This window comes from Desulfotomaculum copahuensis (genome assembly GCF_001655685.1).
Lineage (GTDB): Bacteria > Bacillota > Desulfotomaculia > Desulfotomaculales > Desulfovirgulaceae > Desulfotomaculum_G > Desulfotomaculum_G copahuensis.
In genome coordinates this window covers 1-15,405 of the sequence record NZ_LYVF01000106.1, presented here as the reverse complement: position 1 = coordinate 15,405, position 15,405 = coordinate 1, and the positions used below count along the sequence as shown (strand labels likewise).

The 15,405-nt window shown below is 59.6% G+C and carries 14 protein-coding genes; 1 reads left to right on the top strand and 13 read right to left on the bottom strand.

Annotated features, from left to right (window positions below; all coding sequences use genetic code 11):
* The first annotated feature begins 22 nt into the window (after positions 1-22).
* The gene (locus A6M21_RS07230; RefSeq protein ID WP_066667439.1) at positions 23-700 is read left to right on the top strand and encodes a Crp/Fnr family transcriptional regulator; all 678 of its coding nucleotides are present in this window, start codon (positions 23-25) and stop codon (positions 698-700) included.
* A 55-nt stretch (positions 701-755) separates the two neighbouring features.
* On the opposite strand, the gene codY is transcribed toward A6M21_RS07230, so the two are convergent.
* The 13 genes from codY to A6M21_RS07170 all read right to left on the bottom strand — a co-directional run.
* Positions 756-1,544, bottom strand: a complete 789-nt coding sequence (gene codY, locus A6M21_RS07225; protein WP_066667438.1) for a GTP-sensing pleiotropic transcriptional regulator CodY — start codon at positions 1,542-1,544, stop codon at positions 756-758.
* Between the two features lie 15 nt (positions 1,545-1,559).
* Entirely contained in the window at positions 1,560-2,957 is a 1,398-nt protein-coding gene (gene hslU / locus A6M21_RS07220; RefSeq protein WP_066667437.1) for an ATP-dependent protease ATPase subunit HslU, read from the bottom strand.
* Between the two features lie 68 nt (positions 2,958-3,025).
* Complete coding sequence (gene hslV / locus A6M21_RS07215) at positions 3,026-3,559, bottom strand: ATP-dependent protease subunit HslV (RefSeq protein WP_066667436.1); 534 nt, start codon at positions 3,557-3,559, stop codon at positions 3,026-3,028.
* Between the two features lie 133 nt (positions 3,560-3,692).
* Positions 3,693-4,595, bottom strand: coding sequence for a tyrosine recombinase XerC (gene xerC / locus A6M21_RS07210; RefSeq protein WP_066667435.1), 903 nt, complete (start codon positions 4,593-4,595; stop codon positions 3,693-3,695).
* A 250-nt stretch (positions 4,596-4,845) separates the two neighbouring features.
* Entirely contained in the window at positions 4,846-6,180 is a 1,335-nt protein-coding gene (gene trmFO, locus A6M21_RS07205; protein WP_066667434.1) for a methylenetetrahydrofolate--tRNA-(uracil(54)-C(5))-methyltransferase (FADH(2)-oxidizing) TrmFO, read from the bottom strand.
* A gap of 54 nt (positions 6,181-6,234) precedes the next feature.
* Positions 6,235-8,574, bottom strand: a complete 2,340-nt coding sequence (topA, locus tag A6M21_RS07200; protein WP_078060470.1) for a type I DNA topoisomerase — start codon at positions 8,572-8,574, stop codon at positions 6,235-6,237.
* Between the two features lie 86 nt (positions 8,575-8,660).
* A complete protein-coding gene (gene dprA / locus A6M21_RS07195; RefSeq protein ID WP_066667484.1) occupies positions 8,661-9,764 on the bottom strand; it encodes a DNA-processing protein DprA in 1,104 nt (367 codons plus the stop codon).
* Between the two features lie 24 nt (positions 9,765-9,788).
* Positions 9,789-10,802 carry a non-homologous end-joining DNA ligase gene (gene ligD / locus A6M21_RS07190; RefSeq protein ID WP_066667433.1) on the bottom strand — a complete coding sequence of 338 codons (1,014 nt, stop codon included), beginning with the start codon at positions 10,800-10,802 and terminating at the stop codon, positions 9,789-9,791.
* Between the two features lie 323 nt (positions 10,803-11,125).
* On the bottom strand, positions 11,126-12,142 hold the full coding sequence (locus A6M21_RS07185; RefSeq protein WP_066667432.1) for a chymotrypsin family serine protease: 1,017 nt from the start codon (positions 12,140-12,142) through the stop codon (positions 11,126-11,128).
* A gap of 144 nt (positions 12,143-12,286) precedes the next feature.
* Positions 12,287-13,240: a non-homologous end-joining DNA ligase gene (gene ligD, locus A6M21_RS07180; protein ID WP_066667431.1), complete on the bottom strand. Its 954-nt coding sequence runs from the start codon at positions 13,238-13,240 to the stop codon at positions 12,287-12,289.
* Between the two features lie 20 nt (positions 13,241-13,260).
* Positions 13,261-14,148 carry a non-homologous end joining protein Ku gene (gene ku, locus A6M21_RS07175; protein WP_066667430.1) on the bottom strand — a complete coding sequence of 296 codons (888 nt, stop codon included), beginning with the start codon at positions 14,146-14,148 and terminating at the stop codon, positions 13,261-13,263.
* Positions 14,149-14,176: 28 nt separating this feature from the next.
* Positions 14,177-14,353, bottom strand: coding sequence for a hypothetical protein (locus A6M21_RS18720; RefSeq protein ID WP_161486026.1), 177 nt, complete (start codon positions 14,351-14,353; stop codon positions 14,177-14,179).
* A 5-nt stretch (positions 14,354-14,358) separates the two neighbouring features.
* Positions 14,359-15,405, bottom strand: a 1,047-nt coding sequence (locus A6M21_RS07170; protein WP_066667429.1) for a Ger(x)C family spore germination protein, incomplete at its 5' end; no start/stop codon positions are given.

The window sequence follows — 15,405 nt, the reverse complement described above, 5'->3', positions numbered from 1 at the left end:
ACGGCCGGAAGGGTGATAAGTCGTGTGTGAAGAAATTGCCCGGTTGAAAAACCTGTACCTCTTTAACGGCCTGTCCGGTGAACAACTGGCGGAAATAGCCGGACTGATGCTGGAACGGAAGTACGCCCGCGGGCGGATCATTTTCATGGAGGGGGAACCGGGGGAAGCGTTGTACCTGCTCAAATCCGGGCGGGTTAAAATTTTCAAACAGGACGAGGAAGGGCGCGAACACATACTGCACTACATCAACCCCGGTGAAGTTTTTGCCGAGGTGGTGCTTTTCGACGGCGGCAATTACCCGGCCTGCGCGGAAGTGGTGGAGGAAGCCCGCATCGGACTGATCCGCAATGCCGATATGGATGAATTGCTGTTGAAAAACCCCTCCATCGCTCTGGCCCTGTTGAAAGTAATGGCCCGCCGCCTGCGCGTATCACAGCGCCAAATCATGGATCTGGCGCTCAAGGACACCACGCGGCGCCTGGCCAGCGTGCTGCTGGAACTGGCGCACGAACACGGTACGCCGGTGACAAAGGGCCTGCGCATCGCCCTGCCCCTGACCAACCAGGAACTGGCCAGCTTGATCGGCACCTCCCGGGAGACCGTCAACCGTATCCTGGGCGAATTCCGCCGGGACGGTGCGGTGACTGTCAACCGGCAGGACATCATTGTCAACCGGGAACGTTTGAAGACGTGGCTGTGAGAACGGAGGTAACCCCCAAAAGAAAAACCACAGCCCGTTAAGACTGTGGCTTTTTTTAATGCTGCCGGATTCGCTCCAGTTCCTCGAGCAACCGGTCGTTGAGCACTCTGATATAGGTTCCCTTCATGCCCAGCGATTTGGATTCGATCACGCCGGCGCTTTCGAACTTGCGCAAAGCGTTGACGATCACCGATCTGGTGATGCCCACCCGGTCGGCAATCTTGCTGGCCACCAGCAGGCCCTCGTCGCCTTCCAGCTGTTCAAAAATGTGCTGCACCGCGTCCAATTCGGAGTAGGACAGCGTTCCCAGGGCGATTTGCACGGCCGCCCGCTTGCGCGCCTCTTCCTCCATCCGGTCGGAACGCGCGCGCAGGATCTCCATACCCACCACTGTTGCCCCGTATTCAGCCAGGATTAAGTCTTCGTCGGTGAAATAATTGTCGAACTTGGCCAGCACCAGTGTGCCCAGGCGGGCACCGGCGCCGGCAATCGGTACCACGGTGGTCACCTTGTTGTGAAACTTGCAGCGCTTTTCACCCGTGCTGAAAACACAGGCATTACCTGTCTGGCAAAAATTCGCATGCGTCTCGTTGATTTGCAGCAGGTTTTCATTATAGTCCTGGGGAAAGCCCTCGGGAGATTCCACATACTCCCGCATGGTTTCACAGGTAAACCCCTTCAAGTAGGAATGGCCCAGTGCTTTCCCCCGCCGGTCGATGATATAGACGCTGCATTCGATGTTTTCGCTCAAGATGGCGGCTATTTCCTTGAAGTCCACCGGATAACCGGCCGATTTCTGTAAAAGCTTGTTGATGGAACGTGTCTTTTCCAGCAATGTCCGCATGCCGACACTCCTTCCTTAAAGAATGTAGCGACTCAGATCCTCGTTCTTTACTATTTCACCTAGTTTTTGCCGGACATAATCCTGATCGATACAGAAACTCCGTCCTTTCAGCTCCGGGGCGTCAAAAGACATTTCTTCCAGCAACTTTTCCATAATAGTATGCAAACGCCGGGCACCTATGTTTTCAGTCTGCTCATTAACAGTATAAGCGATTTTTGCAATTTCGACAAGGGAATCTTGTGAAAATTTTATGTTAATACCCTCTGTCCCAAGTAACGCCGTGTATTGTTTGATCAGGGAGTTTTGCGGCTCGGTCAGGATTTGCAGAAATTCGTCTTCGCCCAGACTCTTCAACTCCACCCGGATCGGGAAGCGGCCCTGCAGTTCGGGAATTAAATCCGACGGTTTGCTGACATGAAAAGCGCCGGCCGCAATGAACAGGATATGATCCGTCTTCACCGGACCATATTTGGTCACCACCGTCGAGCCTTCCACAATGGGCAGGATATCCCGCTGTACGCCGCCCCGGGAAACATCGGGTCCGTAACCGCCCTCCCGCCCGGCGATTTTATCGATTTCGTCCAGGAAGATGATCCCCTGCTCCTCCGCCCGTCTTACGGCATCAGCATTGACCTCGTCCATATCGATCAGCTTCTGTGCCTCCTGCTGAGTGAGGATTTTTCTGGCCTCCGCTACAGTCACCTTGCGCTTGCGCTTCTTTTTCGGAAAGATGCCGCCCAGCACATCCTGGATATTGATGCCCATTTCCTCCACTCCGGAGCCGGTAAACACCTCCAGCATGGGCGGCGCATTGTCTTCCACTTCAATATCCAGATATTCGTTTTCCAGTTCCCCCCGGGCCAGTTTCTCCCGCAACGCCTCACGCTCGAACTGCACCCGTTTGATGCGCTGCTCGTGCACCTGATCCACCTGTTCGGTCTGCTTTGCACCGCCAAACAGCATCTCCAGCGGATTTTTCACCGGTGATTCCTGGCTGGGCAGTGGCACCAGCAACTCCACAATGCGCTCACCGGCCATTTTCTGCGCCCGTTCCCGCACCTGTTCCATCTTTTCCTGACGCACCATGCGGATGGCTGTCTCCACCAGATCGCGCACCATGCTCTCCACGTCCCGGCCTACATAACCCACTTCGGTAAATTTGGTCGCCTCCACCTTGATAAAAGGCGCCTTCACCAACCTGGCCAAACGGCGGGCAATTTCCGTCTTGCCCACGCCGGTGGGACCGATCATGAGGATGTTTTTGGGCACCACTTCTTCCTGCAGATCCCGGGATAAAAGGCTGCGCCGGTAACGGTTGCGCAGGGCCACAGCCACCGCCCGCTTGGCCTGCTGCTGGCCGATAATGTATTTGTCCAGTTCCGCCACAATTTGCTTTGGCGTCAGGTTTTCCATATTGATTACCTCCCCATATTATTTGCCGGGGTTGATGAAAACATTTCTACTCTAACAAATATATGCTGCTAGCTCAATTCTTCCACGGTGATGTTTTCGTTGGTATAAACGCAAATGCCGGCGGCAATGGACAGCGCCTCCCGGACCACTTCCGCCGCGGTGAGCGCGGTGTGTTTGACCAGCGCCCGCGCGGCGGCCAGGGCATAAGGACCGCCGGAGCCGATGGCGGCCACCCCGTCGTCCGGTTCAATCACTTCCCCGCTGCCGGAAAGCATGAGCATGTGCTGCCGGTCGGCCACAATAAGCAGCGCCTCCAGGCGGCGCAGCATTTTATCCATCCGCCATTCCTTGGCCAGTTCCACAGCCGCCCGCTGTAAATTGCCATGGTATGTTTCCAGCTGCCCTTCAAACTTTTCAAACAGCGTAAAGGCGTCGGCCACCGAACCGGCAAAACCGGCCAGCACTTTTTCGTTGTGCAGGCGGCGGATTTTCCGGGCATGATGCTTTAAGATGGTATTCTGTCCGAAGGTAACCTGGCCGTCCCCGGCCAGGGCGACCCGGCCGTCCTTTTGCACGGCCACTATGGTCGTGGCAGAAAACATGTTTATCTTCCCCTCCAAAAAATTAAAACTTGTTATATGCTCTTTAGGATCCGGACCGGGACAAAAATACGGTGGAAACCGGGCGGGAAATGCACGCCTTATAGTATAGCTTTCCCTGTTGCCGGGCAAAATTTTACGCCCGGGGATGCGCGCGCCGGTAAACTTCTTTCAACCTTTCCCGGGTCACGTGGGTATAAATCTGGGTGGTGGACAGGCGCACATGACCCAGCAACTCCTGCACCGCCCGCAAATCAGCGCCGTTGTCGAGCAGGTGGGTGGCAAAGGAATGACGCAGGGTGTGCGGGCTGACCCGGCCTTCCAGGCTCAACTGCTTGACATACTTGTTGATTATTTTGCGCACGCCCCTGACCGACAACCGGCCGCCCCGGTAATTAAGAAACACCGCCCGCTCACTCCCGGGGACGGCCAGCGCGGGCCGGCCCCCGAGCAGGTAATCCCGCAACGCTGCAATGGCAAATGAACCCAGCGGAGCCAGGCGTTCCCGCGCCCCCTTGCCGGCCACCCGCAGGTGGCCCCGGGTCAGCTCCAGGTCGTCCAGATCCAGGGAAACCAGTTCCCCTACCCGCATCCCGCCGGCATAAAGGGTTTCCAGCAGCGCCCGGTCACGACTGCCCAGCGGCGTACCCGTGTCCGGCGCCTCCACCAGCGCGCGGCATTGATCGGGAAACAGAAAACGGGGCAATTTTTTCTCCAGCCGCGGCGAAGACAAGCGGGTCAGGGGACTGGCCGGAACCACCCCCTCCCGGCTCAAATAACGGAAAAATGACCGCCAGGCGGCCAGTTTACGGGCAATGGAACGGCGGGACAGTCCCTGCGACTGTAACTCGCCCAGGTAGGAACGCATGAGCAGGTGGTCGATTTCAGCCGGCTCCAGCCGGCTGTCTTCCTTGTGCCGGACACGGGCAAAAAAATCCAGCCCCTGGAAGAGATCCCGCTGATAGTTGTCCAGAGTGTGCGGTGAAGCGTTTTTTTCCAGTTGCAGGTAATATATAAAACTGTCGATATAAGAATACATCGTTTATCAAACACCTCCGGAAAACCCCCGCCTGGAAACATCACCCGGAAGGGGACTGTTCCCTTTCGAAGTTTGCCGGAAAACGAAAATTTACAGTTTCCGCTTCCCCGGGTATTCCGCTGACTAACAGCTCCCCCCGGCAAACTTTTACCATCCGGCGGCAAACCGGCTTTCCGTCCGCCGGAACCGGCTTGTTCCAAGAACGGGCAGTCCTTGCTACAACCGTGGCCGGCCAACGGGTGCCGCATTTTTATACCAGTACCGGGCCGGCCGGTACGGTCAATTCCTGCTTCCGCATCCAGTCCGTCAGCGCCTGCAGCGCCCTTTCCGCCAACAGGCGGTTGCGCCGTTTCCGCTCCCGCACCGCTTCCGGCAGTGGCGGAAACAGCCCGAAAGTCACATTCATGGGCTGAAAGCGGGACGGATCCGCGCTGGTGATATAATAGGCCAGGGAACCGTGGGCCGTTTCCCGGGGGAAGACCAGCGGCTCCTTTCCCCGGTACAGGCGGGCCGCATTAACGCCGGCCATCAGGCCGGCCGCCGCCGATTCCACATAACCCTCCACCCCGGTGATCTGCCCGGCCAGGAACAGCCCCGGCCTTTGTTTGCAGGCCATGGTGGGCGCCAGAAGCACCGGTGAATTAACGTAGGTGTTGCGGTGCATGACACCGAAGCGGACGAACTCGGCCGCCTCCAGACCGGGAATCATCCGGAAAACCCGTTTCTGCTCGTCCCACTTGAGGTGGGTTTGAAAACCGACCAGATTGTACAATGTGCCGGCGGCGTTATCCTGGCGCAGTTGCACCACCGCATACGGCCGGCGGCCGGTGCGCGGATCGGTCAGTCCCACCGGCTTCAGCGGTCCGTAGCGCATGGTGTCCCCGCCCCGCCGGGCCAGCACTTCGATGGGCATGCAGCCCTCGAAATTGACCTCCCTCTCTAACTCCTTGCGCGGGGCACGCTCCGCCGCCGCCAGAGCGGCTTGAAAGCGCCCGTATTCCTCCCGGTTCAGCGGGCAGTTGATATATTCCCCCTCCCCCTTGTCATAGCGGGAAGAGCGGAAGACTTTGGTCGTGTCGATGGATTCCAGGGTGACAATGGGCGCCACCGCATCATAAAAATAAAAACAATCCCGGCCGGTCAAACGGCGCAGGCTTTCGGCCAGCGCCGGAGAGGTGAGCGGGCCGGTGGCCAGGATAACCACCGGATCATCCGGGATAACGGTTACTTCCTGCCGGATGACCGTTACCTGCTCATGTGCCGTCAAAGCACCGGTCACTGCGGCGGCGAATCCCTCCCGGTCCACCGCCAGCGCCCCGCCGGCCGGCACCCGGTGCGCGTCGGCACAGGCCATGATCAAAGAACCGAGCCGGCGCATCTCCTCTTTCAACAACCCGACGGCGTTTTCCAGCGCGGCGGCACGCAGGGAGTTGCTGCAAACCAGCTCGGCAAAATCCCCCGTATGATGCGCCGGAGTCGATTTGACCGGGCGCATTTCATACAGCCTGACCGGCACGCCGCGGCGGGCCAGCTGCCAGGCGGCTTCCGCCCCGGCCAGGCCGGCTCCGACAATGGTCACTGCCACTTGACGTCCCTTTCTTTACTCCAAAACTTTCACACCCGGGCTCTTTTCCACCGCCTACACGGTGCCGGCACCGGTTCCCAGGGCTGCGGCCCGGCTGTTTTCAGCCGCCGCGGTTTTTTTGCCGGCGCCGCGGCTGTTCCCGGCCGCCGCGGTTTTCTTCCCGGCGCCGCGGCTGTTCCCGGCCGCCGCGGTTTTCTTGCCGGCGCCGGTTTTGGGTACCGCCTTCCCCCGGACCGGTTTTCTCTTTTTTGCTTCACCCGCCCCTTGCTTTTTGCCGCCGGCCGCCGGCGCCGCCCCGTTGCCCGGAATGCTTATTTCCCTGCCGCTACCGGCACATTCGGGATTGATACACCGGGGGGCGGCCTTCTGGCCGCGGCCGGCCTTTTGTACCATCAGTCCACCGCAATGAGGGCATTTTTCCTTGAGCGGTTCGTCCCAAACCACAAAGTCGCAGTCCGGGTAGCGGCTGCACCCGTAAAACTTGCGTCCCTTCTTGCTCCGCCGCAAAACCAGTTCACCGGTGCAGCGCGGACAGGACACCCCCGTCGGTTCGAGCAGCGGGCGGGTATTGCGGCACTCGGGGAAGCCCGGGCAGGCCAGGAACTTGCCGTAACGGCCCATCTTGATCACCATGTTGCGGCCGCAGTACTCGCAAACTTCATCGGTTACCTCATCGGCCACATTCATCTGGCCGATTTCCTCCTCCGCCCGCTCCAGAGTCGCTTTAAAAGGCGGGTAAAAAAGCTCCAGCAACTGGACCCAGTCCAGTTCACCCTCCTCCACCCGGTCCAGGCCGGACTCCATCCCGGCCGTAAATTCCACGTCAATGATATCGGGAAAATACTTCTTCAATAAATCCACCACAACCATGCCCAGTTCGGTGGGCACGAGCTGCTTTTTCTCCCGCGCCACATAACCCCGTTTGAGAATGGTTTCGACAATCGGGGCATAGGTGCTCGGCCGGCCGATGCCCTTTTCCTCCAGCGCCTTGACCAGGGTGGCATCGGTGTAACGGGGCGGCGGCTGAGTGAAATGCTGCCCGGGAGTCAGGGAGCGCACGGTCAGCTCTTCCCCTTCGGCCAGGCCGGGCGGAATGTTTTCCCCTTCCTGCTCCGCATCATCCCGGGATTCTTCGTAAACCCGCAGATAACCGGGAAACTTGAGCACCGAACCGGTGGCCCGGAAAATATAGCGCCCGCCGCTGATGTCCACACTGGTGGTGTCGAAAACGGCCGCACTCATTTGACTGGCCACAAACCGGGACCAGATCAACCGGTAGAGCTTGTACTGGTCGGCGGAGAGAAACTGCTTCACCGTCTCCGGCTCACGGTTTACATCGGTCGGGCGGATGGCCTCGTGCGCGTCCTGCGCCCGGCCCCGGGCCGCTGTCTGGCGGGGTTTCTCCGGCACATAGGAGGGTCCGAAACGTCCGCCGATAAAAGAGCGCACTGTCTCGACCGCCTGGGCGGACACCCGGGTGGAATCGGTGCGGATGTAGGTGACCAGGCCGGTATGTCCCTGCTTGCCCAGATCCAGGCCTTCGTACAACTGCTGGGCCACCAGCATGGTCTTGCGGGCGGTGAAATTCAACTTGCGGTAGGCCTCCTGCTGCAGGCTGCTGGTGATGAAAGGGGGCGCCGGCTGGCGGGACTTCTCCCGGCGGGTGATTTTGACCACCCGGTAGGAAACGTCACGCAAATCCCGCAAGATCTCCTCCATGCGCTCCTGGTCGGGGATCTCCGCCTTCTGCCCGCCGATCTTGTGCAGTTTGGCTTCGAAGCATTGCCCGTCCTGCCGACGGGCGAAAACGCCGGCCAGCGTCCAGTATTCTTCCGGGACAAAGGCATTGATTTCCTCCTCCCGGTCGCAGATCAGGCGCACCGCCACCGACTGCACCCGCCCGGCGGACAGTCCTTTTTTCACCTTGCGCCAGAGCAGCGGGCTCAAATTGTAGCCCACCAGGCGGTCCAAAATGCGCCGGGCCTGCTGGGCACTCACCCGGTTGCGGTCAATAGCCCGGGGCGACTGAACGGCGCTCTGGATGGCATTTTTGGTAATCTCGTTGAACTCAATCCGGCAGGGCTCATTTTCGCTTATATTCAACACATTTTGCAAATGCCAGGCGATGGCCTCCCCTTCCCGGTCGGGGTCGGAGGCCAGCAGCACGCGGTCCGCTTTCTTGACGGCCGATTTCAATTCTTTGATGATTTCGCCCTTGCCCCGGATGGTAATGTATTTGGGTTGAAAGTTGCTTTCCACATCCACCCCGAACTGGCTGCGCGGCAGATCCCGCACATGCCCCATGGAGGCCTTGACAGTATATTTTTTACCCAGGAACTTGCCGATGCTTTTGGCCTTGGCCGGTGATTCCACGATCACCAGTGTGTTTGACAACAGCGGTCACCCCTTGTCTGTAGGGTTTAACCAATTTTCACGAGTATTATAAGCCGATTTTTAAAATGTATGAACCGGCCGGTGGTTTAGAACCCAGGGCCGGATTCCCGCAAGACGTAGCACCCGCCTGGCAGTTGGCGGACCAGACGTTTGACCTCCAGAAACATCAGGGCGGCCAGCACCTGCTGTGCGGGCAGCGCCGATTCCTCGACCAGTTTGTCCACTGTCGCCGGTTCGTAAGACAACCGCCGGTAAACGGCACTCTCGTCCCCGGTCAGCCGGGGCGGGCTGCTTTCCACCCCGGACGGAAGCTTGAACAGGGCGGTCACCCCCAGTTCCTCCAGGATGTCCGCCACCCCTTCCACCAGCCTGGCCCCCTGCTTGATCAAACGGTTGGGCCCCCGGCTCAACGGGCTGGCAATACCGCCCGGCACGGCCAGCACGTCCCGGCCCTGCTCCAGCGCCATGTCAGCGGTGATCAGCGCACCGCTTTTTTCCGCCGCCTCAACCACCAGTGTGGCCCGGGACAGGCCGCTGATGATGCGGTTGCGCACGGGAAAATGCCAGGCCTCGGGCGGCGAGCCGGGCGGGAATTCGCTCACCACCGCCCCACCGGCTGCAATTTCTTCCATCAGGCGCCGGTTTTCCCGCGGATAAACCACATCCACGCCGCAGCCCAGTACGGCCACGGTATGGCCGCCGGCCGACAGCGCGCCCCGGTGGGCCGCGCTGTCAATGCCCCGGGCCAGGCCGCTGACCACCACCACTCCGGCGGCGGCCGCCTCTTTGGCCAGCCTTTCGGCCACCGCCAGACCGTAGGGCGTGGGCCGCCGCGAACCGACCACGGCCAGCGCCGGACGCGTGGCGGCGGGCAACCGGCCGCGCACAAACAGCCCCGGCGGCGGGTCGAAGATCTGGCGCAGCGCGCCGGGGTATGCCGGATCATCGAAAAAAATATAATCAATGCCCTGCCCGGCCAGCCCGTCCAGGGCGGCCTGCGGGTCAAAAGCAGACCGGCGCTGCACCAGTTCGTACACGGTTTTCGGGTTGAAGCCCCCCCGGTTGACCAGTTCCTCCGCCGGCGCCAGCCAGGCCGCACGCAACGAACCAAACCGGTCCGCCAGTGTCCAGAGCCTTTTGGCGGCGCCCGGCAACAACCATTGCCAGCCGAACCAGTAGAGCCTGTCCATTTCCCCCACCTCAACCATGAAAGTTCATTCGGGGAGGGGGCGTGGATTTCCTGCTTTTGGCTGCAAAAACTTTTTTCTTTCCCGCCCGGTTTTCTTTGCCGGGGAATTTACCCGGCTTACAGCCGCACGTACGGGAGACGGTTTTTCCGGCAAGGCACTTAACAGCCGGTCCAGGCTTTGTCTTTGCAGCAGCAATTCCCTGAACAGATCCCCGTATTCCTTCAACCGGTCAAAAATAGTATGGATGTTGGCGGATTGGGCGCTCATCCGCTCCACTTCGGACCAGAGCAGGGGGGTGGAAACCGGTACTCCCGGCCGGGGGCGGATACTGTATTGAAAGGCCATTGTCTTGCCCCGGCCGTTTTGCAGATAATCCAGGTAAACCCGGCCGCGGCGCTTTTCCACCGTCCGTTCCACTGTCGCGCTGTCCGGACAGGCGCCGGCCACCATTTCCGCTACGTGCTGCATGGCCGCCGTGACCTGCCGGAAGGGATAAACCGGCCGCAGCGGAACAAACAGATGCAGCCCCCGTAAACCGGAGGTCTTGACAAAGCCTTGCAGGCCGAATTCGGCCAGCGCCCGGCGCACAAGCAGGGCCACCCGCATCACACCGGCAAAAGTGACCCCCTCGGCCGGATCCAGATCCATGACGGCAATATCCGGGCAGTCGATATTTTCCCGGGTGGACAGCCAGGCATGCACCTCGATGCAGGTCTGGTTGGCCAACCAGACCAGGGTGGCCAGATCGTTGCAAACGACGTAATGGATCACCCGCTCCGTATGCCGGACCGGGAAGGTCTCAATCCAGTCCGGGGCGTAGGCGGGGCTTTCCTTCTGGTAAAAGGCCTCGCCGGTGATGCCGTCGGGATAGCGCTTCATCACCAGTGGTCGGTTGTGTATGTAGGGCAGCAGTACGGGGGCAATGTCGGTATAATATTTGATCAGATGCGCCTTGGTCACTCCTTCCGGCCAGAGCAACTTGTCCAGGTTGGTCAGTGTTACCCGCCGGCCGCCCAGCAAAACCTGTTTCTCCGCCATGCGCGGCACCTCCTGCTGCTATTATACACCCGCCGGGGTGAAAAAATAGCCGGGATCGCAGCAACCTGCTGCGGTCCCGGCTGTAATTTGTGCCCGCTGTGCGGGCAGTGACACTCTTCCCGGATGGCGCTACTTGGCGGCGTTAAAGCCCCACGGCATCATGAAGAAGAAGAGGATGATGATGATGAAAAAGAAGAAGAACCCTCCATCCCATCCGTATCCTTGTTTTTCCATTTTATTACCCCCCTTCCATTGCTCTCTGGTTTCCCGCCTTTAATAAAATATTCCCGGCCGCCGCCGGTGGTTACTTTTGCCACGGATTTTTATTCACTGTCAAACCTGACATTCAGCGCTTTGGTAACATTATTGATATTGTTGAACAGGGTGGCCTGGTCGGAACCGGCAAAGAGCAATCCCACCGCCCGGTTTTGTTCGTCCACTACCAGGGAACCGCTGTCACCCGGTTCACTCATGCCCGTGGCCAGAATCTGATCTTCGAACATGGCCCAGGAGTCGTTGTCCAAATCCACGCGCATGGTGGTATGCAGCGATTTGACCGTCCCGGTGGTGATGCCCGAGGTGCGCCCGCTTTTGCGCACCCGGGCGCCCAGACGCGGTTCGGCCACGCCGGTCACCCGGCCGATGCCCATTATTTCCGGCGCCACTTGTTTTTCGTCCACCGGTTCGGCCAGGGCGCAGTCCACCAGGTTGGTGGTCCGTCGCCGGTTGTATAATTTAACGTAATAATTGGGCCGGTAAGCGGACAGAAAATTGTTCAACATCACTTCGGCGGCCGCGGCCACCGGACACTGGTTGGCGCTGCCGGAACTGTAAACCGGGACAAAGCGGGCCAACCGGGCGATCACGTCCCCCGGCGCCCGCCCTTTGTCGTGTGCGCCCGGCTGCAGGATATCGTCGCCAATCTTGCACCGTCCGTCCATGCCGTCGGTCTGGTTGGCCAGAATGTGGTTGTTGGACAGGATCATCGGCCGGCCGGTTCTTTGATCGTACACCAGCGCGCCAAAAGTGCCGGCTGTCACATTAAAGTGGCCGATGCTCACCCCCGGTACGGCCGGCCGCATCTTGCCCACCCGGCTGGCTTGCAGGCGCACGCTGCCGACTTCAATCACATCGGTTTGATACTCCCCGACTTTGTCCGGCACACGTTGCGCAGCAGCCAGAAAACGGAGTGTAGTCTTGTGTTTGACCAAAACGTGCAGTGAAAGTTGATTTGTTTTCTTGCCCCCCACTTCCTTGTACCCGATCCCGACGCCAATCACATTGGGCAACTGCATCAAGCTCCAGCGGTGATTAAGCGCCATGGTGCGCAATCCGTCCATTGGTGTCCCACCAATCTTTCAGTTAGTGATCGTTTTTCCATATAATATTAAGAGTGTGCCAAATTGGTTACAGGGACGGAATTTTAAAGGCATCCGGCGCAAAACGTCCGGATGCCTTTGGATAAACACGGTTTATAATCTGTTTTATGCCGGCGGGGTGCATTCCGGCCAATCCTTGTCACAGCGCAGGCCGCGATAAACGGGATGGCGCAGCAACCCTTCCGCCGTCAGAGCGAGATATTCCACGACGCAGACCAGGACCGGTTTCACCCAGCGGGTGCGGCGGGATTCCCGTGCCGGCAGTGACAGGAGGGGCCGCGGCACCGCCAGAGGGTTCAACACAGCCAGCAAGCGCCCCTCTTCGGCCCGGTCAAAACCGGTCCCCACCTTGCCCGCGTAAACCAGCCGCCCCTCCCGGCATCCGCCCAGCACCAGCGCTCCCAGTTGCCTACCCCCACGGCCCGGCTGATAGCCGCAGATGATCAGATCGGCTTCCCTGGTGTGACGGAATTTACACCAGTACCGCGAACGCATTCCGGGCCGGTAGGGGCCGTAAAGCGCCTTGGCCACCACCCCCTCCAGACCGCGGGACACACAGGCGGCCATAAAGGCGCACCCGTCGCCGGTGACAAAGTCCGAAACCACCGCCGGCGCGCCGGGAATAAGAATTGCCGCCAGCAACTCCCGGCGCCGGATCAAGGGTTCATCCATTACGGAACGGCCGTGCATGTAGAGCAAGTCGAAAACTACGTACAAGGCCGGTGATTCCCGGGCCAGTCGCCGGATTTTCAACGGATCCGTCAACCGGCCGCGGCTCTGCAGGGCATTGAATGAAGGCAGCCCGTCCACGGGAACAATAATCTCTCCGTCCAGGATCGCCGCCTGTCCGTCCACAAAGCGGTGCAGTCCGGTCAATTCCGGAAAGGCCGCGGTCAACTCCCGCCGGTTGCGGGAATACAGCCGGGTGTCCCCGTCCAGATAGGCCAGGGCGCGGTAGCCGTCCCATTTAACCTCGTAAAGATATTCCGGGTGATCAAATGGTGCGGCGGAAACCGCCAGCATCGGTTTAAACAGGGGGAGGGAACCGGCCGTGATCATATGGCCCTCCATTTACTTCTTCAAGAGCTTTTGCGCCGCCTTCCGGGGTTGCCCGTGACCGTCGCTTCGTTTCCGCTTTTTTTACGCCGTGCGGGGCGGCCGCCCTTTTCACCGGCTTGCGCACCGGCCGCATCCCGCTTTGACTGCGCCAGATCGATGCTGGCCTTCAATGCCTCCATCAGATCCACCACTTTGGCCGCTTCCGGCGCAGCCGGCGCCACCATTGCTTCACCGGCCACCCGGGCCTGAATCAGATCCATCAACGCCTGCCGGCGGGTGTCGGTGTATTTTTGCGGTTCAAATGGCGCGGACAGTCTCTCGATCAGGCTGACGGCCATCTTGATTTCGTTTTCAGACAGTTCAACCTGGTAATGCACCTCCTCGATCGCGCCGGCGTCCCGCACCTCGTCGGGGTAAAACATGGTGCTCATGGACAGCGTCTCACCAGCCGCCCGGAGCACCGCCAGGCTGACCTTGCTGCGGATGGCCACCCGGGCCACGGCCGCCTTGCCGGTTTCCTGCATCGCCCTTTTGAGCAGCGCGTAGACCTTTTCCCCACCGGCAGCCGGGGCCAGATAATAGGCCTTGTCATAGTAAACCGGATCGATTCGGGCCAGATCCACAAAATCCAGGATCTCCACATTGTGCGGCCCGCCCGGGGGAAGCACTTCCAAATCCCCCTCCCGTAAAACCACATAACGCCCTTTCTCATACTGATAGCCGCGCACGATTTCTTCCATTGGCACGTCCTGATCACAAGCGGAACAGTAACGCCGGTACTGAATGGGCGTATTGCATTTGACATGTAGGTAATTGAACTTGACATCCTTTTTTTCCGTGGCTGTAAACATCTTTACCGGCACGTAAACCAGGCCGAAACTGACGGCCCCTTTCCAAACCGGCCGCATGTTGATCACCCCGTTTATTTATTTCCGTTTACCGGATGAACCGGTGGTAGAACCATACACCCACCGGCAGGATCAGGGTAACCAGGGCGATGAAGAAAATGCCCGCCGCACCCGGGCGCAAGTTGTTCCGCCAGGCCCAGCGGCCGTAGGAAGCCAGGTGCAGGACAACGGCCAGGAGAACCAGGAATAAAAGCACGGTGACCATTTATTTCACTCCTTTACCACCGGACTGGTTTCCCGGAGCAAACCGATGCGCCGGATATGGGTGTTGAAGGTTATACTGACCGCGGCATCCGGATAAGCCGCCAGCCAGTCCATCTGTCGCCACTGCGGCCAGGTGGCCGCCAGGTGGCGGGCCTGAAAACCGAAACCAAAAATATCCGCCTGAAAGTCTTCCTGGCTTTTGCGGATTAGTTCGGCCGTCTTCTCTTCGACCATCCGGTTGAAGGCTGCTTCCAGGCGGGGCAGGCGCTCCGGCCGCTCGTAGTTGATCCCGCTCTGGATGGAGGTGATTTCCGCCTCCAGGGGCACCTGCACCTGAATCTCCGGCGCCTGCCCCTTGTTCCAGCCCACCCGGACCTGCGGCTTGGACTGGGCAAGCACCCGCATGGTAATAAACCGTTCGGGCTTCTCCGGATCGGGAAAGGCAAACAGGCTTTCCTTGAACTGTCCCTTGAGCATATTCAACAGCACCGTCTCCTCCCCGTTCAGTTCGCCGGCCAGGCGATCCCCCCGGAATACCGCCGCGCCGATCATCTCAATGTCCCCGCCGCCCTTGCGGGGCAACTGGCCGGCCAGGTAATCCCCCTCGTTAACCCCGCCGGCCCCGCTGTTATGGTGCACGGGCTGACTGCCGGCAATACCCAGTAGCACGGCCGACGGTTGAATGGAGGCTGATTTCATGTCATTGTAAAAATGGTGCACCTGGGCAAAAGGGGAAAAACCGATATAGCTCTGGGAAGTAACCAGCAGTTCGATGTACTTGGCCGGATTGGCCTCCATGATCGGCCGGATGTGCTCGATCAATTTCTCCGGTTTGTCCCGGCTGACAGCCATAAAGGTGTTCCGGCGGAACTCGGGGTAGCGTAAAAGCGGCCCCAGATAGTACCCCAGCCCCTGCCGGGCCAACGCCTCGGAAAAGATCAGGGCTTTTAAATGTTTCAGGGAGACCCGCCGTTCCACACTGGCGTTCATCAAATCAAGCCCGGTGAGAATGGTGCGGGATTGCACAGTGATATTCAAGGTGGATTTCTGATT

Bases quoted from the DNA above. Each gene is read 5' to 3' on its own strand.
- ligD (WP_066667433.1), bottom strand. From the start codon at position 10,802: ATGGCGGAGAAACAGGTTTTGCTGGGCGGCCGGCGGGTAACACTGACC.
- hslU (WP_066667437.1), bottom strand. From the start codon at position 2,957: ATGGAAAACCTGACGCCAAAGCAAATTGTGGCGGAACTGGACAAATAC.
- dprA (WP_066667484.1), bottom strand. From the start codon at position 9,764: ATGGACAGGCTCTACTGGTTCGGCTGGCAATGGTTGTTGCCGGGCGCC.
- ku (WP_066667430.1), bottom strand. From the start codon at position 14,148: ATGCGGCCGGTTTGGAAAGGGGCCGTCAGTTTCGGCCTGGTTTACGTG.
- codY (WP_066667438.1), bottom strand. From the start codon at position 1,544: ATGCGGACATTGCTGGAAAAGACACGTTCCATCAACAAGCTTTTACAG.
- A6M21_RS18720 (WP_161486026.1), bottom strand. From the start codon at position 14,353: ATGGTCACCGTGCTTTTATTCCTGGTTCTCCTGGCCGTTGTCCTGCAC.
- xerC (WP_066667435.1), bottom strand. From the start codon at position 4,595: ATGTATTCTTATATCGACAGTTTTATATATTACCTGCAACTGGAAAAA.
- hslV (WP_066667436.1), bottom strand. From the start codon at position 3,559: ATGTTTTCTGCCACGACCATAGTGGCCGTGCAAAAGGACGGCCGGGTC.
- ligD (WP_066667431.1), bottom strand. From the start codon at position 13,240: ATGATCACGGCCGGTTCCCTCCCCCTGTTTAAACCGATGCTGGCGGTT.
- A6M21_RS07185 (WP_066667432.1), bottom strand. From the start codon at position 12,142: ATGGACGGATTGCGCACCATGGCGCTTAATCACCGCTGGAGCTTGATG.